This is a genomic window from Paraburkholderia edwinii, assembly GCF_019428685.1.
In the GTDB taxonomy this organism is placed as follows: domain Bacteria; phylum Pseudomonadota; class Gammaproteobacteria; order Burkholderiales; family Burkholderiaceae; genus Paraburkholderia; species Paraburkholderia edwinii.
Genome location: NZ_CP080095.1, coordinates 2,752,944 through 2,772,706, shown reverse-complemented (window position 1 = coordinate 2,772,706; position 19,763 = coordinate 2,752,944). Strand labels below are relative to the sequence as shown.

The 19,763-nt window shown below is 56.8% G+C and carries 17 protein-coding genes; 11 read left to right on the top strand and 6 right to left on the bottom strand.

Annotated elements, in window-relative coordinates; genetic code table 11:
* Positions 1–264 precede the first annotated feature (264 nt).
* The 3 genes from KZJ38_RS12240 to msrA all read left to right on the top strand — a co-directional run bounded on the left by KZJ38_RS12240 (position 265) and on the right by msrA (position 3,791).
* Positions 265–2,328: a cytochrome c biogenesis protein ResB gene (locus tag KZJ38_RS12240; RefSeq protein WP_219800290.1), complete on the top strand. Its 2,064-nt coding sequence runs from the start codon at positions 265–267 to the stop codon at positions 2,326–2,328.
* Between the two features lie 164 nt (positions 2,329–2,492).
* Entirely contained in the window at positions 2,493–3,071 is a 579-nt protein-coding gene (locus KZJ38_RS12235) for a cytochrome P460 family protein (RefSeq protein WP_219796157.1), read from the top strand.
* Between the two features lie 168 nt (positions 3,072–3,239).
* Positions 3,240–3,791: a peptide-methionine (S)-S-oxide reductase MsrA gene (gene msrA / locus KZJ38_RS12230; RefSeq protein ID WP_219796156.1), complete on the top strand. Its 552-nt coding sequence runs from the start codon at positions 3,240–3,242 to the stop codon at positions 3,789–3,791.
* 293 nt (positions 3,792–4,084) lie between these two features.
* Here msrA and KZJ38_RS12225 read toward each other — a convergent pair whose 3' ends face one another.
* Positions 4,085–4,396 carry a high-potential iron-sulfur protein gene (locus KZJ38_RS12225; RefSeq protein WP_219800288.1) on the bottom strand — a complete coding sequence of 104 codons (312 nt, stop codon included), beginning with the start codon at positions 4,394–4,396 and terminating at the stop codon, positions 4,085–4,087.
* A gap of 598 nt (positions 4,397–4,994) precedes the next feature.
* On the opposite strand from KZJ38_RS12225, the gene KZJ38_RS12220 reads away from it, so the two are divergent.
* Positions 4,995–5,681, top strand: coding sequence for a cytochrome b/b6 domain-containing protein (locus tag KZJ38_RS12220; protein WP_219796155.1), 687 nt, complete (start codon positions 4,995–4,997; stop codon positions 5,679–5,681).
* A gap of 146 nt (positions 5,682–5,827) precedes the next feature.
* On the opposite strand, the gene KZJ38_RS12215 is transcribed toward KZJ38_RS12220, so the two are convergent.
* Both KZJ38_RS12215 and KZJ38_RS12210 read right to left on the bottom strand, forming a co-directional pair.
* A complete protein-coding gene (locus tag KZJ38_RS12215) occupies positions 5,828–6,112 on the bottom strand; it encodes a DUF2818 family protein (RefSeq protein WP_219796154.1) in 285 nt (94 codons plus the stop codon).
* A 912-nt stretch (positions 6,113–7,024) separates the two neighbouring features.
* Positions 7,025–7,774: a response regulator transcription factor gene (locus tag KZJ38_RS12210; protein ID WP_219800287.1), complete on the bottom strand. Its 750-nt coding sequence runs from the start codon at positions 7,772–7,774 to the stop codon at positions 7,025–7,027.
* Positions 7,775–8,316: 542 nt separating this feature from the next.
* Here KZJ38_RS12210 and KZJ38_RS12205 point away from each other — a divergent pair.
* Positions 8,317–10,323: a sigma-54-dependent Fis family transcriptional regulator gene (locus KZJ38_RS12205; protein WP_246641453.1), complete on the top strand. Its 2,007-nt coding sequence runs from the start codon at positions 8,317–8,319 to the stop codon at positions 10,321–10,323.
* 102 nt (positions 10,324–10,425) lie between these two features.
* Here the strand turns inward: KZJ38_RS12205 and KZJ38_RS12200 are convergent, their stop codons facing one another.
* The 3 genes from KZJ38_RS12200 to KZJ38_RS12190 all read right to left on the bottom strand — a co-directional run bounded on the left by KZJ38_RS12200 (position 10,426) and on the right by KZJ38_RS12190 (position 13,847).
* Positions 10,426–12,450 carry a sigma-54-dependent Fis family transcriptional regulator gene (locus tag KZJ38_RS12200; RefSeq protein WP_246641452.1) on the bottom strand — a complete coding sequence of 675 codons (2,025 nt, stop codon included), beginning with the start codon at positions 12,448–12,450 and terminating at the stop codon, positions 10,426–10,428.
* Positions 12,451–12,658: 208 nt separating this feature from the next.
* Complete coding sequence (locus tag KZJ38_RS12195; protein WP_246641451.1) at positions 12,659–13,315, bottom strand: response regulator transcription factor; 657 nt, start codon at positions 13,313–13,315, stop codon at positions 12,659–12,661.
* A gap of 166 nt (positions 13,316–13,481) precedes the next feature.
* On the bottom strand, positions 13,482–13,847 hold the full coding sequence (locus tag KZJ38_RS12190; protein ID WP_219796153.1) for a response regulator transcription factor: 366 nt from the start codon (positions 13,845–13,847) through the stop codon (positions 13,482–13,484).
* A gap of 641 nt (positions 13,848–14,488) precedes the next feature.
* Between KZJ38_RS12190 and KZJ38_RS12185 the strand changes: the two genes are divergently transcribed.
* The 6 genes from KZJ38_RS12185 (at position 14,489) to KZJ38_RS37135 (ending at position 19,421) form a co-directional block, all read left to right on the top strand.
* Entirely contained in the window at positions 14,489–14,647 is a 159-nt protein-coding gene (locus KZJ38_RS12185) for a hypothetical protein (RefSeq protein ID WP_219796152.1), read from the top strand.
* Positions 14,644–15,213: a cupredoxin domain-containing protein gene (locus KZJ38_RS12180; protein ID WP_219796151.1), complete on the top strand. Its 570-nt coding sequence runs from the start codon at positions 14,644–14,646 to the stop codon at positions 15,211–15,213. The genes KZJ38_RS12185 and KZJ38_RS12180 overlap by 4 nt, the downstream gene beginning before the upstream one ends.
* On the top strand, positions 15,203–16,837 hold the full coding sequence (locus KZJ38_RS12175) for a cbb3-type cytochrome c oxidase subunit I (RefSeq protein WP_219796150.1): 1,635 nt from the start codon (positions 15,203–15,205) through the stop codon (positions 16,835–16,837). The genes KZJ38_RS12180 and KZJ38_RS12175 overlap by 11 nt, the downstream gene beginning before the upstream one ends.
* Positions 16,830–17,645 (top strand): c-type cytochrome, encoded by an 816-nt coding sequence (locus KZJ38_RS12170; protein WP_219796149.1) that lies wholly within the window; start codon positions 16,830–16,832, stop codon positions 17,643–17,645. The genes KZJ38_RS12175 and KZJ38_RS12170 overlap by 8 nt, the downstream gene beginning before the upstream one ends.
* Before the next feature lie 169 nt (positions 17,646–17,814).
* On the top strand, positions 17,815–19,011 hold the full coding sequence (gene ccsB / locus KZJ38_RS12165) for a c-type cytochrome biogenesis protein CcsB (RefSeq protein ID WP_219796148.1): 1,197 nt from the start codon (positions 17,815–17,817) through the stop codon (positions 19,009–19,011).
* Positions 19,012–19,112: 101 nt separating this feature from the next.
* On the top strand, positions 19,113–19,421 hold the full coding sequence (locus KZJ38_RS37135) for a DUF3331 domain-containing protein (RefSeq protein ID WP_425518354.1): 309 nt from the start codon (positions 19,113–19,115) through the stop codon (positions 19,419–19,421).
* Positions 19,422–19,763 lie beyond the last annotated feature (342 nt).

The window sequence follows — 19,763 nt, the reverse complement described above, 5'->3', positions numbered from 1 at the left end:
CGAGATTTCACGATATACGCATGTATAGCCGGTTGGCCTTTGTTCTCCTTAGAAAGTGGTGTAGAAATTGGAGGACCGAATAGCTTGTATCCGTGCGAAGGACTAGGACTGTTCGATATGACGTGGATACCCATCGTCCACACCACCTAATCCTCACCCTCGGGAGTGCCCTTGAGTAAGCGTCTGACGGCCGAAGGCCAGATCTGCTTAGGAGTTCACGAAACTAAACATAAGCTGAAGCGTGCCGTTGGCCTCTTCAGGTCGATGCGCTTTGCCATCGCGTCACTGGTGATACTTGCGATCGCGAGCATCATCGGTACCGTCGTTACACAGGAGGATCCGTACTCAAACTACGTGAACCAGTTCGGTCCGTTCTGGGCTGACATCTTCCGCGGCCTCGGTCTGTATGAGGTCTACGGGGCGTGGTGGTTCATGTTGATCTTGATGTTCATCGTAGTGTCTGTTTCACTCTGCGTCATTCATAACGCCCCGAAAATGATCCAGGACGCGCGGAGCTGGAAAGATCGAATACGCGAGGCAAGCCTGCGTGCATTCCGCCATAAGAGTGAATTCCACTCGACCGCCATGAATTGCGCCAATACAGCAGAGCTTTTAACGCGTTTGGGGCACCGCTTGGGCTATAGACTGGTCATTCGTGAAACCAGCACGGGCGAGATACTGATCGCAGGCAAACGAGGCGCACTCACAAAGCTGGGCTACATTCTGGCGCATGTGGCGATTGTCGTCATCTGCGCTGGTGGTCTACTGGACAGTAATCTGCCCATTGAATTGCAGATGTGGATCTTCGGCAAGACAGCGACCGAGCTGGATACCGACGTTGACGCAATCCCGCCGGCCCATCGGCTATCGCCTTCGAATCCGACGTTCCGCGCGTTCTCGGTCGTACCGGAAGGCCAACAAACCAGCTCGGCGATACTTAACCGGCCAGGCGGTTCACTGATCCAGGATTTGCCGTTCTCAATCCAGCTAAAGAAATTCGTCGTCGACTACTATTCGACGGGTATGCCCAAGCTGTTCGCAAGTGACATCGTAGTGACGGATCATAAGACGGGCAGGCACGTTCAAGCGCGCGTCGAGGTGAACAAGCCGTTCACATACGACGGCATCTCAATCTATCAGTCGAGCTTCCAGGACGGCGGTTCAAAGGTAGCGATGACGGTGTGGCCAATGACGGGCAGAACGGCAGCCACGGAGCCGCTGCAGGGTGTCATAGGCGGTATGACCAGCATCGATCGGGAGACGGTGGAATTCACCGACTTCCGTTCGATCAACGTCGAAGACGCAGGAAACGCTCAAGACGCCCATCGTGCGCAACGGGTTTCAAAAGAACATGCGCTCGTGGATGAAATTGATGCGCGACTGGGATCGGGCGCGAAAAGCAATCATGCGACGAGCCTGAGAAACCTCGGACCCTCGATGGAATATAAGGTCCGCGATGTCAACGGCCAAGCCCACGAGTACCGAACTTTTATGCTTCCCGTCAACGTGTCAGGCCAACCGATGTTTCTGGCTGGCGTGAGATTAGGCATCAACGACCCGTTCCGCTTTATTCGGATTCCTGCAGACGAACATAATTCAGTGCGAGACTGGATGAACCTGCGCGCCGCCCTGCAAAATCCCAGCATGCGTAACCGGGCAGTATCCCTATTTGTACGGCGTTCGTATTTGAGCGCTGACGCTGATACGCGGAATCGTACGGAAGTGGAAGTGTCCCGACTGCTGGATCGTTTCGCCGGCGTGACGCCGGACGGGGCGCCGACGGCGGCTGCGTCGGCAGCGGGCGGCTTCCCGGCAATTGCCGGTTTGATTGATCACTCAGTGCCCAAGGTGCAGCAGGAAGAAACCGCCAGGGAGCTTCTGCGCACGCTCAATGGCGTGATGTGGGATCTCTGGCAGCTTTCGAGGGTTGAGCATGGCGAACCCAACGCGACGCCATATCCTTCGCAGATTTCATTTATCCGCTCTTCTATCGATGCCCTGTCGGACAGCTTTTATTATGGCGCGCCGATCTTTCTTCAACTCGATTCGTTCACGCAGGTACAGGCCTCGGCGTTCCAGTTGACTCGCGCGCCAGGTAAGTCGCTGGTCTACGTCGGCAGCCTTTTTCTCGTTATAGGTATCTTTTCCATGTTCTACGTCCGCGAGCGGCGTCTCTGGTTTTGGCTCAAGCGTTCCGAAGACGGCGGTACAGACGTCCTGATGGCGATGTCCGCTGCGCGTCGCACGCTTGATTTCGAGAGTGAGTTCACGCGTACGCGCGACGACGTCAGCGCGATATTGAGGAACCGGAAAGTGCCGGCATCCTGACTTCGGTATCCTGCCCTCTTCGGCAGGATCATCGGCTTGTGGATCGTTACGCGCGAAAGCTCGACGGCATACACGTGCATATTGCACAGATACTAAAGATCCGTTGCACCTGTACGGCTTCCAGCGCGAAACTAAACGAGGTCACAAACGCGAGGAACAGTGTCATGAAAATTGTCGGTGTCTTGGGCGTCGCCCTGGCAGCATTGTCCATGACGGTCGCCGTCACTGCTTACGGGCAGACTGATACGCGCGTACCGTACAAAGGAACTGCCGCAGCCACTGTTGTCGACGGCAAGGGCGATATGCACGTGCCCGACGACTACCGGACCGCTTATCAGCTGCTGGGCAGCTGGGCGGTCGCTGCCGATAACGGTCCAGGCTCAAATCAGATGCATGTGGTCTATGCCTCTCCAGGAACCATCGCCGCGTATCGCAAAGACGGACATTTTCCGGATGGCACGGTTCTCGTGAAGGAAGTGTTCAAGTCAACCACTCAATCTATGACAACCGGAACCGTCAGTAGTGCAGACACGCTCTCGGGCTGGTTCATCATGGTGAAAGACGATAGCGGCCGATTTCCGCAAAACAAGCTTTGGGGAGAAAATTGGGGTTGGGCCTGGTTTGACGCAACTGATCGCAGGAAGACGACCTCGACGGATTACAAGAAGGACTGTCTGTCCTGTCATGTGCCAGCGCAAGGGTCTGACTGGATATATAGCCGCGGCTATCCGCCCTTGCACTGATAGATGGGATGTTGCCTCGATGAGGTGTACCATCGGTCACGTCGTCGCGCCTTATCAAGCCGGGGGCAAGAGCTGACCGGCGTGGTCACTACCGCATCAATTCCGCTTCACTTCGTTTCGTCCATCGCGACCACAGATCTCTCGAACGGGTTTTGAGGAGGTTTTAACATGCATCAGCGCGCTGTTCTTGCTGGGGGATGCTTCTGGGGAATGCAGGATCTGATCCGCAAGCTTCCCGGCGTTATCGCTACTCGCGTCGGTTATACCGGAGGCGACACGCCCAATGCGACCTACCGCAAACATGGTACTCATGCGGAGGGGATCGAGATCGTCTTCGATGCATCACAGACGAGCTATCGACGCATTCTCGAGTATTTCTTCCAGATCCACGATCCCACAACACGGAACCGTCAGGGCAACGATGTAGGCACAAGCTACCGTTCGGCGATCTTCTATACGAGCGACGAGCAGAAAAAGGTGGCGGAGGAGACGATCCTTGACGTGAACGCGTCGGGTCTGTGGCCAGGGAACGTTGTCACTGAGCTTCAGCCCGTCGGCGACTTCTGGGAAGCCGAGCCAGAACATCAGGACTACCTTGAGAAGGTGCCTGGCGGCTATACCTGTCACTTCCCTCGCCCCGGCTGGGTCCTTCCGAAACGGCAGACCACGGGCGAATCCGCTGCAAATTCCGCTCATCTCGACGTGGATGCCCGGTCGTAGATGCGGTACGCCATGTGAGAACTCGACGGCCCCCTGGACACTCGTCTTGTCGCCGGTCGTCCCGTGCCCAACGCCGTGGGTCTCCGTTGCGAACGAGACCCACGCCGGCTGTTCACCGGCGTGAGCTTGACGAAGCGACCAGCCTGAAACTAGTCTGCATGGCGAAGTTCCAGGCGGGTCGCGACGCCGAGGCATCGACCTGTTGGGAATGTCTCGGGAACGTCTCGCGGCCGCCCTGCCTCAGGCGGACCCGAGCCACGCCTTTATCGCGTCAGCGAAGCCGACCAGCATCGTTACCCTTTCCTCACATACCCATTGCACCAACCGGCTCCTTCGACTGTCTTACCGCTAAACAGCGGGCAGATAGCGGTCTTTGCAGATGCACTGCCCTGGTAAAACTGGCAGCTCACGCATGTCTGGCCGTCGGCGTACTTTGGAAATTTGACCTTGTCCACCTTAGTCGCATCCGTTCGGTAGCCAAGAGCGACTGCGCTCGGATCCGTCTCGGACAGTTCCTCAGCCGCATGCGCGGCAAGCGGCCAAAGTGCCGTCGATACAAACCCCACAACGCTTCCTACGATGAACTCACGGCGGCACGACTTCATTTCAAACTCCTCTTGCTTACTCAGCGATGTGTTCCATTCAAGAGACGTCTTCACACGCATCAAGAATGGCCGGGACAATATATTCGTTAGCCCTTTGCAGTCGCGATTTGTGCGTAGCGCGGGCGTTGGATGAGACGGTATGTCACACCCGCGCTCGATAGTAGGGGCATGTGCCACACGTCGCAACGTCCAATGAGTATCTGGTCTCTATACCACGGCATACGACATGAGTAGCACGACGCGCAAGCACCCACGCCATAGCGCATCAAAGCATCCGCGCACGGAGGCATCTACCGTTACGGATCATCTATGTCCGTTGATTCGCTACGAGGATGACGGTGACGCGTTCGCATAGGAAGGACTCTGCTGCGATCGCGGACAGACTGGTTCACAGCGGGCATCGTTCGAGCGGAATGCATGCCGCTCTGTGTGAAACGGCTGATCAATTTATCGGGAATACGAATTGATAAGCATGCGAAATACTCCAGTATGAAACCATGATACGAAGTAGAGGCGTTGTGGTCTTAGTGATCGCAACGCCGTAATCTACACTTTCAATATCAAGTCAAGCCACATCATTACCTGAAACGAGCACTGTTTGGATAAGGCATCGAAGTCACCTTCAACTGAATTTGCGCGCGAGCCCGTCCGTGTTTGGGACTTGTCGGTGAGAGTGTTCCACTGGTCAATCGTTGCTCTCGTCATTGCGGCATACGTAACATCCCGGTACAACTGGATGACGTGTCACGTCTGGCTCGGAAGATTGATACTGACCTTGCTGATCTTCCGCGGTCTGTGGGGCTTTTGGGGTAGCGATACCGCACGGTTCCACAGGTTCCTCGTACGGCCCTCGATTGCCTTGGCATACGCCCGCGGCTTCTTCTCGCAACCCGAGGCGACTCACATCGGACACACCCCCGCGGGCGGATGGATGATGCTTGCACTTATCCTTGTCCTGTCCATGCAGGTATTGACAGGTCTATTTGTGCATAACGACGTTGCCCGAGTCGGGCCGCTCTTCGGGATTTTTTCCGCTAATACTGTGGATATGTTGGTGTCCGCACACGGACTATTCTTTAATTTCCTGATGGCACTCGTCACGATTCACATAGCCGCAGTTGCCGCTTACTGGATCGTCAAGCGACGAAACCTCGTCCGGCCGATGACGACGGGAATACAGTATCTGCCGCCTTGCGCTGAGAAACCAGAAATCATGTCTGCACGGCGCGCATTGTCTCTATTCCTTCTTGCCGTCATTATTGCGACGTTAATCGGCCAACTTTGAGCAAGCAGACACTCCGCTCCCCTAACCTCGGCCGCTCTCCCGCACCGCCCCTCGCACCGCCCCCTCGCCCGCGACTCGCCAGAGAAGTAACCTTGTAGCACAGGAGATCGCGCGGTCTCGCGGTTATTTACTAACCGGTGCTGACGTCATAGAAGGAAGCGGCACACGAAACCCGGAAATGAGAATACAGCGATCAGGGATACGGTGATGGCATAGAATTGCCAGCCCTGGACGAACACCGTACCCATACGCGACTCGAGCGCGTAAGCGGTAACGGCCAGAATCAAATACACCAGGACCAGTTCCACCATGTAGACCAGAAATCCCTTACCCTGCCGAAGCGGGATAATGCCGAAAAACCTATTTGTGACAAACGGGAAATTGGCAAGCGAAAGAGCCAATGCAAGAATAAACCAGCCAGAAATTGACATTGTCAGACATTAAACCAATATAGAACGTTTCATCGTAGATCGCTATGCCCCTGGAGAAAGCTAACTAAGGGCTTGAATCTCCCATAAATTCGGATGATTTCGCCGTTAGCCGATCAAGTGTGTTCGCAGTTTCGTGAGGTCTTTTCTGCATTATCAATTAGATTAAATTTACAAACGCAGGTCAATGTTCTATTGGTATATATATGTAATACATAGCGGCTTTAAAACAATGATTAGTAGCCGAGGCTACCGGCTGATGCGCGTGAAAAGTTCAAGAACTCGGGCTGATCTTTGAAGCGCTTTGCTGTCTCGAGCCGAACGAGACATGCGCTCCCTCATGGTACGGTGGATCTCGCGTAGTGAGTCATGGCACGCTGGACTTCGAAGGCACCGGTGCTCAAGTGCCTCGAACAGGACTGCACAGCGGGCCTTACCGGTGCGCACGTGACTGCGACTACGTGGTCACATTGGCGTGCGTCTATTGGACGCAAACACGGCTTAGATCGACGGTCCTAAGATAAACATTTCTATTCAGCCACGGCACGAAAACGTACTCATCATATGCGTTTGAGCCGATAAAAATCCAACGATGCAAAGTGAGAAACATTGCAGCACCCTTCATGTGATCACCCGTTACATCTGGGTGGTGTAGACCAAGACCAAATCCTTGGGTATGTTAAAAATCCCTCGTTAAAAAACTCCCCTATCCGTTTTGGGTAGATTTATTTTATGAAGGATCGCATAAAAATCTATCGTCTTTTCGGATTTCAACATGCGACATGGGTAGCTTGTCGATATACCAGCGCATCAAAAAACTGCAGGGAAAAATACCCGAGGAGCGAAAGTGCTCAAATTTCAGAGAACATCGCCGCGTTGCATAGCAACCGGATAAAAGACGAGCATCTTGCCAGCTCAAGAATAGCCGGGTCGATTTTCTTCGGGCAGCGAAAAATTACTAATAATTTGACGACCCTCTCCTGAGATCGTATTTTCCCCTTGATTTGCGGTCGCTTCATTTAAACAGGCTTCCATTTTAACCAGTTCCGCAACTGATCTTGCCTGCATTTTTCTCATCAAATGCGATCGGCTGGCCTTGATCGTGATTTCAGCGAGACCCAGTTCCCACGCAATCTGCTTATTCAACAATCCCTGTGCCACAAGAGCCAATACGCTTCGCTCCCTCGGTGTCAAGGTTGAATACCGGACAAGAAGCTCATTGTTCCGGCGGTCAATCTCTCGACGACGATGGTCGTACTCAATCGCAGTCCCGACGGAGTTCAGCATGTCCTGACTGCGGAACGGTTTGCTCAGAAAATCCAACGCACCGGCCTTCATCGCGTCAACCGTCATCCTGACGTCACCGTGCGCGGAGATAAAAATGATTGGCACGTTAAAGTTTGCCGTATGCAGTCGATGTTGAAGTTCAAGTCCTCCCATTCCTGGCATACGAACATCAAGAATTAAACAATTTGCATTCCTGATTTCACCATCGTTGGAATCCCCGATCTGCTTTAACAGGTCTTGGGCACACGGAAAGCGCTTAACCACAATGCCCACGGAATTGAGCAATTCCGATATCGCCTCACGGACTGAAGCATTGTCGTCAACCACCAGGACTACCGGCGGGGCATTATTTTCTGACTTAAGGCCAGGTGTTTGCATGTTCACAATATCCTCCTGCTACACAGCAGTCCGGGGAGATGCCGCGTCGCCACCGGCATGGTTCCGTTGTGCAAGACTTCACTCCTGAAGCATCTCGTGTGATGTCGCCGAGGCTGTTCCACGAGATGTGACCAGAGCGGCGGGTACGCGCCTGTTAATGCACTGACTGTGCCAGGACGATCCGGCTATCGCATGTTATTGATTTCGCGGAAGTTTTCACGTACCCACTTGCGCGTCCGTAATCGCCCATCGCTTAAGCGTTCGATTTTCATACGGCTAGCGCATAGAATTCGGACGGAGACCCCGGCATAGGCGGACGTTTAGATCAGTGGGCTGCGGTCGAATGAAAGCGGAACCCACAAGCGATCCGTTTAAATTGAGGGTTCTCCGCACCAGATCATTCACGTGGCGCGGCGACGATGCCCGGCAGCCGTCAAGAAGGCTTCAGGAAATAAAGCTGTCGAAGTCATGCCGGCGCAGGAACGATCTCGCCTCGGGAAGCGCTCCCGACGGGAGGCGTAGTGAGAACGACGAGCACATCATTGGATTGGTTTTCCAGTCCGGATCAGGATGCCAGCGTCATGTCGGCGTGGGAGCGCGTGATCGAGGGACGCGAGCCGCCTCTCAGCGGTGTGCGCGCGATCATTGACGCTTCGTGGCAGCGATGCCTGGATGGACAGGTAGACCCTGACGCTAAAAGCGGCCCCCCGCCCCTCGACGAAAACCGTGTTTTCGACCTGCGAACCAGGAATCACCGGCTATTGAACGCCGTTGCGCCGCTTATCGAGCAGACCCGCGAGCTTCTGTGTCAGACAGAAACCGTGCTGGTTCTTACCGATCCAAACGGAACGATTCTCGAACTGGCAGGTGACTCGCGCATCGTTGGCCCATTGGGGGAACTCCGCTTGATACCTGGCTGCAGCTGGACGGAACGCACGGGTGGGACTAACGCAATTGGTACTGCTCTTGCTCTGCGGCAGCCTGTACAGATCCATAGCGCGGAACATTTCTGCATGGCGATGAAACGGTGGACGTGCGCCGCGACTGTGATCTGCGATCCGCAAGACGGCACTGTGCTCGGCGGAGTCGATGTTTCAGGGCTTGCCCATACTTACAGTCAGCACAGTCTCCCATTCATTGTCACGCTAGCCTCACGGATCGAGAACCGACTCGGCCGGGTCACCATGGAGCGCCATTTGCGCCTGCTGGAGAACAGTCTTGCATACTGTTCCGGACGTGCGGACGGTGTGGCGATAGTCGACGAGTTCGGACGCCTGATCAAAACGAACCCACAGGCGCGAGCCGCATTCGCCCGTCTCGGCGTCGCGGGCGCGCTGGAAGGCGCCTTCCCGATCCCGGACATCGCGGCAATCGCAGAGGGGGCAGCGCCGCCGCAATCTTCAGAGTGGCTTCGCATGGCGCGAATCGAACGCGTCAAAGACGGCGCTGATACGCTCGGTTTTATGTTGATTGCTCCGGTAAGCATCAGGTTTGCCAGTTCACGGCGGGATCCAATGCTGACGGTTGAATCCGAGCCTACCCACGCGTTTTCCCGCATCATCGGCAAGAGCTTTCTGTTGCGCGCCGCTCTTCAGAAAGCACGGCAGCTTGCCAAAGTTGCAGTTCCGGTTTTGCTCCTCGGCGAAACGGGTGTGGGAAAGGAGCTGTTTGCGCGCGGCATCCATCAGTCCAGCACGAGGACCGATGGCCCCTTCGTGGCGCTGAATTGTGGCAGCTTGTCCCGGGACCTGTTGACGAGCGAGCTTTTTGGTTACGCAGAAGGTGCATTTACCGGCGCACGCAGATCTGGCATGACAGGAAAGATCGAGGCGGCGGATAACGGCACACTGTTCCTCGATGAAATCGGCGAGATGCCTCTCGATATCCAACCGCATTTGCTACGCGTATTGGAGGAAGGCGAGGTCTTTCGGCTCGGAGAGAACACGGCCCGGAAGGTCAATTTCCGTTTGATCGCGGCAACGCATCGGGATTTGCGAGCGGAAATCGCTGATGGAAGGTTCCGCACCGACCTTTACTACCGGGTGGCCGTTACAAACATCTCAATCCCCCCGCTGCGAGAACGTAAAACCGACTTGCCTGACCTGCTCGAACACTGGTTACGCGTCTCGCGCGACCGCTTTGGCACCGACGATGTCGTAATCGATGACACGGCGTATGAGTGTCTGATGAACTACGCGTGGCCCGGTAACGTGCGCGAATTGCGCAATGCGATCGAAGGCGCGGTGCTGATGGCCTGCGACGGCGTGATCAAAGTTGGCGATCTGCCAGCGGAAATCCACTCCCCTCATTTATTTGCCGGTGCGCGAGATCAGCCATCGACTGGACCTTCCGAGGCGGAGCCCCGCGAAGTGCGTTCACTTCAGCAGGCCGAAGCCGAGTCGATCAGGCTCGCGATACAGCAGTCTCGGGGGAATCTCACCGCGGCGGCCACACAACTTGGAGTCGCGAAGAGTACGCTCTATCAGAAGATCGCGAAGTACGGACTTGCGGACGACATTCTGACCGCCCGTCGGAGTTCTTCAAGCTAAGCGCAGAGGCCGTCGGGCGTTAGGCTAGCGAAACACGGACACCGGTATGACAGGGCTGCAAGAGATTGGCATCCACGTGACCGTAGATTTCACAGGCCTACGTCATCGAATGACGCGCCGTGCTGCGACAGAATCGCGCGTCAAGGCGTACTTGCTCATCTTCAGATACAGCGTGCTTTTTGCTATGCCTAGCTGTGCCGCCGCCTGAGTCAGGTTGCCTTGGCTTTGCTGGATCGCCGTCCGGATCGCCTCCGCTTCCGCCGTTTCCAGAGAGCGCGCCTTCTGGCGAGCAAGCTCGCCCCCGGGTAAGGATGCCGCCGGCCGGGCGTCCATGGGAGACGCGTTGACGCGCACCTCAGGTGGAAGCTCATTCACCGTGATCACGCCACCTTCGGTCATGAGCACCGCGCACTCAATCGCATTACGCAACTCACGCACGTTACCCGGCCATGCATAGTTCAACAAGCAGGCATGCGCCGCGTCGTCGAACACGGCATTGACCGCGCCGTACCGTTCGCGCAAGACATGCAGCCAGTGCTCGATCAACCCTTGCAAGTCATCCTTGCGTTCACGCAGCGGCGGGATCGCGATGTGGGTGACGGCCAGCCGGTAGTACAGATCCATGCGGAATTTGCCGTCAGTCACATCCGCACGCAGATCGCGATTCGTTGCGGCGACAAGGCGGAAGTCGACCTTGCGAGCCGTGTTCTCGCCTAGTCGATATATTTCTCCTTCTTCCAGCACGCGCAGCAGATAGGGCTGGATGTCGAGAGGCATTTCTCCGATTTCATCAAGGAACAGCGTACCGTGATTCGCAGCTTCTATTTTCCCCGTCATGCCCGATTTACACGCGCCGGTAAACGCCCCTTCCGCGTAACCAAAGAGTTCGCTCGTTAGAAGATCGCGCGACATGCCGCCGCAGTTCAACGCTATGAAGGGGCCGTCGGCCCTCTCGCTAGCCTGATGGATTCCTTGCGCAAACAGTTCTTTGCCCACACCCGATTCGCCGACGATGAGCACCGGGACCGACGCTTTTGCGAGTTGTCGCGCTTTCTGGATCGTTGCACTCAGCGCGGGACTCGTGCCAACAATGCGGGAAAACGCGGGCGCTGGCGTTGATGGGGCCGCAAGCGGCGAGTCGGAGAGCAAAGTGGGCCGTCGGGTGACCGCTGGTGCGATTAGCATGAAGCCAAGTAGCTCGCTGCCTTCGGAAACCCTTTCGATGCGCGCGAGGTTTAGCCACGCTGCTTCTTGCGGCGCCTTCGACCCTGCGGCGATCCTTGTGATGTCCGGGATGGGAAAAGCGCTCTCCAGGGCGCCCGAAATACCAAGCCGCGCAAATGCGGCCGGGGCCTGCGAATTTGCCCTGACGATGCGTCCGCGATCGTCCACGACAATCACGCCGTCCGCACGCCCGGAGCAATAGGCCCAGCAACATGCCATCAGCCGCAGTCGCCGCTCCATGGCGAGCTTGCCGAGGCTGCCTTCGATACGCCCGGCCATTGAGACGATAAACGCCAAACTATGTCGGTTGTATGTTTTCGCAAGTCCCGAGACGTCCAGGACGCCGAGTACGGTGCGGTCGACCGGATCGCGGATTACCGTAGCGGAGCACGTCCACCGTTTGATTCCCGCGCAGAAATGCTCCGCGCCATGTATCTGTACTGGCTGCATCAACGCCAAAGCAGTGCCGATCGCATTGGTCCCGGAACTGAGCTCGTTCCAGATACAACCGGGCGCCAGATGAACCTCACCGGCCGGTCCCATAATGCGCGTATCTCCGGCATGCTCCAGAATCATCCCATCTGGATCTGCGAGCAACAGGATGGTCCCTGTCTGCGATAGGAACTCACGGGTCTGATTGATAAACGGTACGCTGGCGCGCATCAGTTGGCCGCTCCTCGCACGCAAGTCGAAGAGCGGTTCTTCTTCCAGCGGAGGTGGAGCACAGGCTGCATCGGGATCCACGCGGCCATCCAGGCATCGGCGCCAGGATTCGCCAACAATTCCACGCAACCCATCCGTTGACGAATTACCACCTTGAATCAGACGCTCCCAAGCGGCCTGGACGCTGGTGTCGGCCACCGGGCTCGCGAACCAGTCCATCGGTGTACCTGCGGTTTTCATGTCATCTCCGTATGAGATGAGTCAAGTCGCACAGAACATCTCACAGGCATGGTGTTCATCAATATTCCCAGCGGGGCGCCTTTCCATTCTATTCCTGAGACACAAGACCGTCCGAAATTCAACCGGGATCAAACAGCTTGCATCCGCAGGATGCCGCGCGCCGGTTAAGCAAATGGCTAATACTACGTGTGGTGCGACCCGCTTGACATCAGCGGTCGTCTAATCCTCTTATCATATCTTCCATCTTAATCAATTGTGCGAAGCTTCGAGCCTTCATCTTTGTCATCAATGACTTACGCCCCGTCTTGATGGTGACTTCGCTTAAGCAGAGTTTCGAGGCAATCTGCTTGTTCATCAGCCCATCGCCCAACATCTGCAGAAGCGCGCGCTCGCGGCCGGAAAGAGAACGATAGAGCGTCTCCAGACTTTCGCGCGATTGCTCGATCGCTTGCCTCTGCTCGTCGTATTTCAGCGCTGAGGAGACTGCGTCGAGCATGTCCTGATCGCGAAACGGTTTGGACAGGAAGTCCCGCGCGCCCGCTTTCATTGCCTTGGCCGTCATGGCGACGTCGCCGAACGCCGACATGAAAATGATCGGCGGAACGCGCCTTCTTTGCGCGAGACGGTTTTGCAGGTCAAGGCCCCCGATCCCGGGCATACGAACATCAACTACCAGACACCTTGCGTATGCGCCCGTGTCCGCCTCGTCGAATTCGAGGAATGCCTGCGCGGTTGAAAAAGCCTTCGAACAAAGGCCCACGGATTTCAGTAATCCTCGAAGAGCTTCCCGAACTGAATCGTCATCGTCGACGACGAAGACCATCGAACCAAGCTGATCGTCCGATGCAATTGCAGATGCTGCCACGCCCAGCTCCTATGTATTGGTGTGCGGTTTACCTCCGCGCATTGCCTCGACGCCACGCGTGAGTACAGAGCGAAGAGATTAGAAGGGGCACGAATTTTATATTGGACATCGAATCAAAAAGTCCGACATGAGTCACTATTCGTCCATCTTGCCAGCCGAATAAAATTCACGACGACTCGCGCAACGCGAGTGCGCGATGGATTTCCCTGATCAGACCGGCGCTGCTGAAGGGCTTGATCAGATACGCCGCGGCACCACGGGTCATCGCTTCGCGCCGTGCGCTTTCGTCGAAATAGGCGGTCATCAGAATCACCGGCGCTGAACAGTGAATCGCGCGCAAGTAATGCTGCAATTGCAGGCCACTCATCCCCGGCATCTGGATATCCGTCACCACACAGGTAACCGAATCAAAATCACCAGAGGCAAGGAATTGCTCCGCCGAGCTATAACTGCGCACTGGCAGGCCCCGGGAGGCAATGAGATTTTCGACGGCCTCACGAACAGACGGGTCGTCGTCTACGACTACGATCATCTTGTGCTCTCGGGAACAGTAAGCAGAACCTGCTTGAAATGCGAGCAAGGTTCTGCTTTTTTAATCGTGTCAGGCGGGCCTCTGCAACCGATCGATGTCCATGGAGAAGCGCGCAATGTCAGCGCAATAGTACGCCAGTTGTTCGCAGACGCAGTTTATACATCCGTATCGACTTTCACTTTTTTATTTCGCAAGCGCGCATGATCGCACATAGTGATCGAATTCATACTGCCGAATAAAATCGATATGGCTTGCACACGCATATGCAAGATCGCACCGATGCACGTAAGCATATCCACGCGTCTGCGGCGTGGTCCGTCGCGACCTCAGATGCGTTCCATCATCAATAACCACCTCTGTCGCTGCAGATCAGATTTCCGGTTGGACTGCTGATCTTTTCCGTAACGGCTTCACACGGGAATCTAACTCGATTCCCCGCATTTTCCATTCACCCAATATACGAATGTATTGGCAAGCATACGTCGTTTCGATTGATAGGGGCGGTGACGTTGGCATAAAGTCGCGAATGCGTTGAATCCAACTTTCCGGACGCATTCTTCCATCGTGGCGGCACTGTCCGCTCCTTGCGTGTCTGTGCAAGTTCCTGATCGAAGACTCATTCATCGACCGAGCCGAAACGTATGATTGTCAGTAAAGAGAAACAAGCCGATATCGAAAGCATTGTGCAGGCGGGGCCGTCAGGGGCGATCGTACTCGCGGGCTCCGCGACTGCGATCGTCTTCGCGATCTGGTTCGCCTTTTACTTTCTCGTGTTTCTGCCGCGCGGCGTCATTCAATGAGCACGCGCGGAACGGAGTCTGCCTCGAAAAGCATCATCGAGCGCATTGAACGGAAGTGGGCGATGCTGATGAGCGCGATTCTGCTCGTGCTCGTCGGTGTGGTGGTGTTCACCGGCCTGCACTGGGCGATGATGCCGCCGTCACGCGTCGAGACGATACAGCCAGAAACGCTGAACACGAGCGGCGAGTTCGTCGAAGAAAATCTGGGTACCGCGACCGAGCCTGACGGATCGGTCACGGTGCGCATCGTTGCCCAGCAATATTCATTTACGCCGCAATGCATTCTTGTGCCGGCGAACGTGCCGGTCACGTTTCGCGCGACCAGCGCCGACGTGATCCACGGCATGCTGATCACCGGCACCAATATCAATTCGATGATCGAACCCGGCTACGTGTCCACGTTTCACACGACCTTCGCCAATCCCGCCGACCATCTGATGCCGTGCCACGAGTTCTGCGGAACCGGACATCAGGGCATGTGGGCTCACGTCAAAGTGATCGAGAAGCGTACTTTCGACGACCTCATGCGTCGTAGCCGCGGACGGAGAATAAGCTGTGCTCGTTAACCGAAAACTCGTTCTTGCTCATTTCTGGCTCGCCTTCGCGAGCTTCGCCATCGCGCTCGTGCTGGGCGCGTGGCAGATGGTTGCCCGCAGTCCCTTGCATCCGCCGCTTAACGATCCGGACCTCTACTACCGCTCGGTGACGGCGCACGGCACGACGATGGGCTATGTGTTCCCCACTCTGGTGGCGATGGGCTTCGGTTATGCCATTACCGAGCTTTCGCTGAAGACGACGCTCGCCGGCTTACGCTGGGCGTGGACAGGCTTCGTGCTGGTGCTTGCCGGTCTCGTGATGGCAGTCATTGCAATCGCCATCGGTACGGCTTCGGTGCTGTACACCTTCTATCCGCCGCTGATCGGCAGTGCGCTCTACTACATCGGCGTCGTGTTGATCGTCGTTGGCTCATGGATCTGGGTCGCGCTAATGTCGGTCAACCTGCTTGTCTGGAAGCGCGCGAATCGAGGGAAGCCGGTTCCGCTTGCGATGTTCGCGAGTGTCGCGAGTGCCTATCTGTGGGGCTGGACGGCTGTGGGTGCAGCGATCGAATTGATTTTTCAGATCCTTCCGGTCGCACTCGGATTCAAATCCACCATTAATGCCGGGCTCGCGCGTGTGTTCTTTTCCTGGACCTTGCACGCAATCGTCTACTTCTGGCTGATGCCCGCCTACATCGCGTATTACACGATCGTCCCTCGCGCGATCGGCGGGCGGCTTTACAGCGATTCGATGGCAAGAGTTTCATTCGTGCTGTTTCTGGTCGTGTCGATGCCGATCGGTATTCATCACCTGTTCGCCGATCCTCAGGTTGGATCGGGCTTCAAGTTCCTGCACTCGGTCTTTACTACGCTCGTCGCGATTCCGACCTTGCTGACAGTGTTCACGATCTGTGCGTCGGTCGAGATTGCGGCACGCATGCGCGGCGGCTCCGGCAGGCTGCGCTGGCTCAAGGCGCTGCCGTGGGACAACCCCATGATGCTGGCCGTCTGCTTCTCGTTCATCATGCTGGGTCTTGGCGGCGCAGGTGGTCTCATCAACATGAGCTACCAGCTCGATTCGACGATCCACAACACACAGTGGGTGACGGGGCACTTTCATTTAATTTTTGCCGGTGCGGTCGTCATCATGTATTTCGCCATCGCCTACGACCTGTGGCCTCATCTGACCGGCCGCGCGATGACCGACTTCAAGCTGATGCGCGTTCAATTGTGGCTATGGTTTATCGGCATGCTCGTGCTCACGCTGCCGTGGCATCTGACAGGCATTCAGGGCATGCCGCGACGCATGGCCTACTACGACTATACGAACGCCGAAATTGCCGCACAGGCTGTACCCGTCATCATGTCGGTCGCAGGCGCACTTGTCGTTCTCGTATCGGCAGCACTGTTCGTGGCAATTCTGGTGCGTGCCCATCGATCTCCGCGCGTCGAACCGGGCGAATACGGCTTTAGCGTTCCGGTCCATCAAAGCGAGGCGTTACCGGCCGCACTTAACGGCTTTCGCTTGTGGCTCGCACTGATGATCGCGCTGACGGTGTTCAACTACGGGTATCCCGTCGCATCGCTGCTCACTCGAGCAGGAACCTCGGTTCCTGCGATTCCAGTCGCGCGAGGGGGCAGCCATGGATAACGAGCGCATTTTTTCTCTGCAGAACCGCTGGTTAGTGACGGCCGCGGGCGGCATGCTGACAGTCATATTCGTATCGGCGCTGATCGGCTTCGTCTGGCTGCCCTCTGCACAGCGTGACCCGCAGTTTCAGGGAATCTGGAACGCGATCTGCAGCGCGGCCGGTGTGCCGCGCCCCTGGCTGACTCAAACCAGCGATGTGGTGACGCCGGGTGCGCAAAGGAGCACGGTCATGGTGACGCCACAGTTGCTCAGTGTGACGAACGACGAGGCGGTTGGCCGTGGCGCGACGCTCGCCACGCGCTGCTCAGGCTGTCACAACGCGAGCTTACAGGTGGCGCCGGACCTTGCGGCGCAGGATGCGGCGTTCGTCTACAAGCAACTGATTGATTTCAAATCGGGTGCGCGAACCAACGTCATTATGACGACGATCGCTGCGGGCCTCACTGAGCGCGACGCGCGAGATCTTGCGATGTTCTTCGGCTCCCGAAAAGCCGATATGCCGCGACGCTACGGCGACGAGCCGACTGCACCGCCGATCGTCGCGCAGGGTGCGCCGGTGAGAAACATCGTTGCGTGTGCGACTTGCCACGGGGGTGTGGGTCACAAGGCGGCCGCGCCTTTGCTACAGGGCATGCCTGAGTCGTATCTACACGAGCAATTGACGGCTTTCTCAAAGGGCGAACGCCACAACGACATCGATGCGCAGATGCGTAACATTGCGCGGAATATGACCGATGCCGAAATCGACGCGGCGGCGCACTTTTTCGCAAGTACGGGTCAGCAACCTGCTGCGGCCACTGGACGATGATGACAGCTCGTGCGGCGGAACGATGCGAAACGGCAATGCCGGTTTTGCGCACGGTCAATGAAGCCCGCTTAGACAGGTTTGAGATGCATGATGCGGCGGACAGCGGTCGCCGACGCCGCATGCCTTTTCCAACGATTCAATCGCATGACTTACCCAAACAGGTCAAATCATGAGCCAACCTTCTTCCTCATCGCATCTCTCTCAGATTACGCGCGCGCAGACGCAAAGCAGCTGGTTGCATCGCGCGGCACATTCGCGACTAAGGCGCTCTACCCCATTCGACTGGCTGTTCGCACTGGTGCTCGCCGGCGGCGCGGGGTTTGCGCTGTCGCGCTACCACGCGTTCATGAACTACTACGACAAACTCGTGCTCGTGTGCGCGGTGCCGGTGTTCGTCGTGCTCGGCTGGCGGTGGAAGCCCGTACGGCCGCTGATGATCGGCATCGCGGCGCTGTCGCTGTCGGCCATCGGGATCTATCACGGCGACCTGTCGCGCGCCGATAACGCGTTCTTCCTCAAGTATTTCCTGTCGAGCCAGTCCGCCATCCTGTGGATGAGCGCGCTCTTCGTGTTCGCCACGCTGTTCTACTGGATCGGCCTGTTGTCGCGTTCCGCAACGGGCGCCGCGATCGGCTCGAAAATGACGTGGGCCGCGGTGCTGATGGGCTTCACCGGCCTGATGGTGCGCTGGTACGAGTCGTATCTGATCGGCGCGGACGTCGGCCATATTCCGATCTCGAACCTCTATGAAGTGTTCGTGTTGTTCAGCCTGATTACGGCGCTCTTCTACCTGTATTACGAAACGCACTACAACACGCGCGCGCTCGGCGCGTTCGTGCTGCTCGTGATCAGCGCGGCGGTCGGCTTTCTCATGTGGTATTCGATCGCGCGCGATGCGCAGCAGATCCAGCCGCTCGTGCCCGCGCTGCAGAGCTGGTGGATGAAGATCCACGTGCCGGCGAACTTTATCGGTTACGGCAGCTTTGCGCTGTCGGCGATGGTCGGCGTCGCGTATCTGATGAAGGAGCGTGGCGTGCTGTCCGACCGCCTGCCCACGCTCGATGTGCTCGACGACGTGATGTACAAGTCGATCGCAGTCGGCTTCGCGTTCTTCACAGTCGCGACGATTCTCGGCGCGCTGTGGGCCGCGGAAGCGTGGGGCGGCTACTGGAGCTGGGATCCGAAGGAGACGTGGGCGCTGATCGTGTGGCTCAATTACGCCGCATGGCTGCATATGCGCCTGATGAAAGGCCTGCGCGGCGCGGTGGCGGCATGGTGGGCACTCACGGGCCTGCTGGTCACCACGTTCGCGTTCCTCGGCGTGAATATGTTCCTTTCCGGCCTGCATAGCTACGGAAAGCTGTGAAGTGCAAGGGAACGCTAGTGCACGGTACTCCCCGTTGGTCGCAAATCGCTAAATCGCTGCTCCGCACCTCTTCGCATAGCGAAAAGGAAACGCGCGAAGCGATGAACCGAAAGTGGCTCAAGCGGATGTCTGATGGCGAGGATGATTCCTATCACAAGCGCGCACACGTTACGGTGCTGGACAGGCCTAACCCCACTTCAGCGCTGGTGTCGTGGAAGGATCCCACTCGCTGTAACTATGGATATCAGCTATGGTGTCTCTCGATTGCGAAGCGGGACGGGTTTTGCTCAATGAGCGGACACCAGATAAAAAAGGGTGATAGTGTCTATCGGCCTCCCGCGTTCCCAAGGCCCGCCAACGCGACCGCAATGATACTTTCTTCAGTCATTGAAGAGGCAAGCCAAGGCTGAGGTGTTTGGGGTTTGGGGCTTGCGGCGACCGTTTCCGGCTGAGCAAACGCGCTTCCGCACGTCACGCTTCTATACCAGATGCACCGAGGCGATACGTGTTCTACATTGCGTTGCGTCGTGTTCAGTACGAGACTGAAAACGCGTTGCGACCAACTTCCCCTTGCGCGTTATCTCGACGGATTGCCGGCGCGCGCGGCATACGCGTTCTCAGAGTGTGCGGATATTTGTTCACGTCGCGCATTCGACGAATGACGCAATGCAACCTCTAATCCTGTCATCAGGCATGGGGCATGAGACATAAGGCAAGACGCATGGAGCAAGCAAAATGTGGATTGACGGTCG

Bases quoted from the DNA above. Each gene is read 5' to 3' on its own strand.
- KZJ38_RS12185 (WP_219796152.1), top strand. From the start codon at position 14,489: ATGATTGTCAGTAAAGAGAAACAAGCCGATATCGAAAGCATTGTGCAG.
- KZJ38_RS12225 (WP_219800288.1), bottom strand. From the start codon at position 4,396: ATGAAGTCGTGCCGCCGTGAGTTCATCGTAGGAAGCGTTGTGGGGTTT.
- KZJ38_RS12170 (WP_219796149.1), top strand. From the start codon at position 16,830: ATGGATAACGAGCGCATTTTTTCTCTGCAGAACCGCTGGTTAGTGACG.
- KZJ38_RS12210 (WP_219800287.1), bottom strand. From the start codon at position 7,774: ATGCAAACACCTGGCCTTAAGTCAGAAAATAATGCCCCGCCGGTAGTC.
- KZJ38_RS12240 (WP_219800290.1), top strand. From the start codon at position 265: ATGCGCTTTGCCATCGCGTCACTGGTGATACTTGCGATCGCGAGCATC.
- KZJ38_RS12180 (WP_219796151.1), top strand. From the start codon at position 14,644: ATGAGCACGCGCGGAACGGAGTCTGCCTCGAAAAGCATCATCGAGCGC.
- KZJ38_RS12200 (WP_246641452.1), bottom strand. From the start codon at position 12,450: ATGAAAACCGCAGGTACACCGATGGACTGGTTCGCGAGCCCGGTGGCC.
- KZJ38_RS12235 (WP_219796157.1), top strand. From the start codon at position 2,493: ATGAAAATTGTCGGTGTCTTGGGCGTCGCCCTGGCAGCATTGTCCATG.
- KZJ38_RS12215 (WP_219796154.1), bottom strand. From the start codon at position 6,112: ATGTCAATTTCTGGCTGGTTTATTCTTGCATTGGCTCTTTCGCTTGCC.
- KZJ38_RS12190 (WP_219796153.1), bottom strand. From the start codon at position 13,847: ATGATCGTAGTCGTAGACGACGACCCGTCTGTTCGTGAGGCCGTCGAA.
- ccsB (WP_219796148.1), top strand. From the start codon at position 17,815: ATGAGCCAACCTTCTTCCTCATCGCATCTCTCTCAGATTACGCGCGCG.
- msrA (WP_219796156.1), top strand. From the start codon at position 3,240: ATGCATCAGCGCGCTGTTCTTGCTGGGGGATGCTTCTGGGGAATGCAG.
- KZJ38_RS37135 (WP_425518354.1), top strand. From the start codon at position 19,113: ATGAACCGAAAGTGGCTCAAGCGGATGTCTGATGGCGAGGATGATTCC.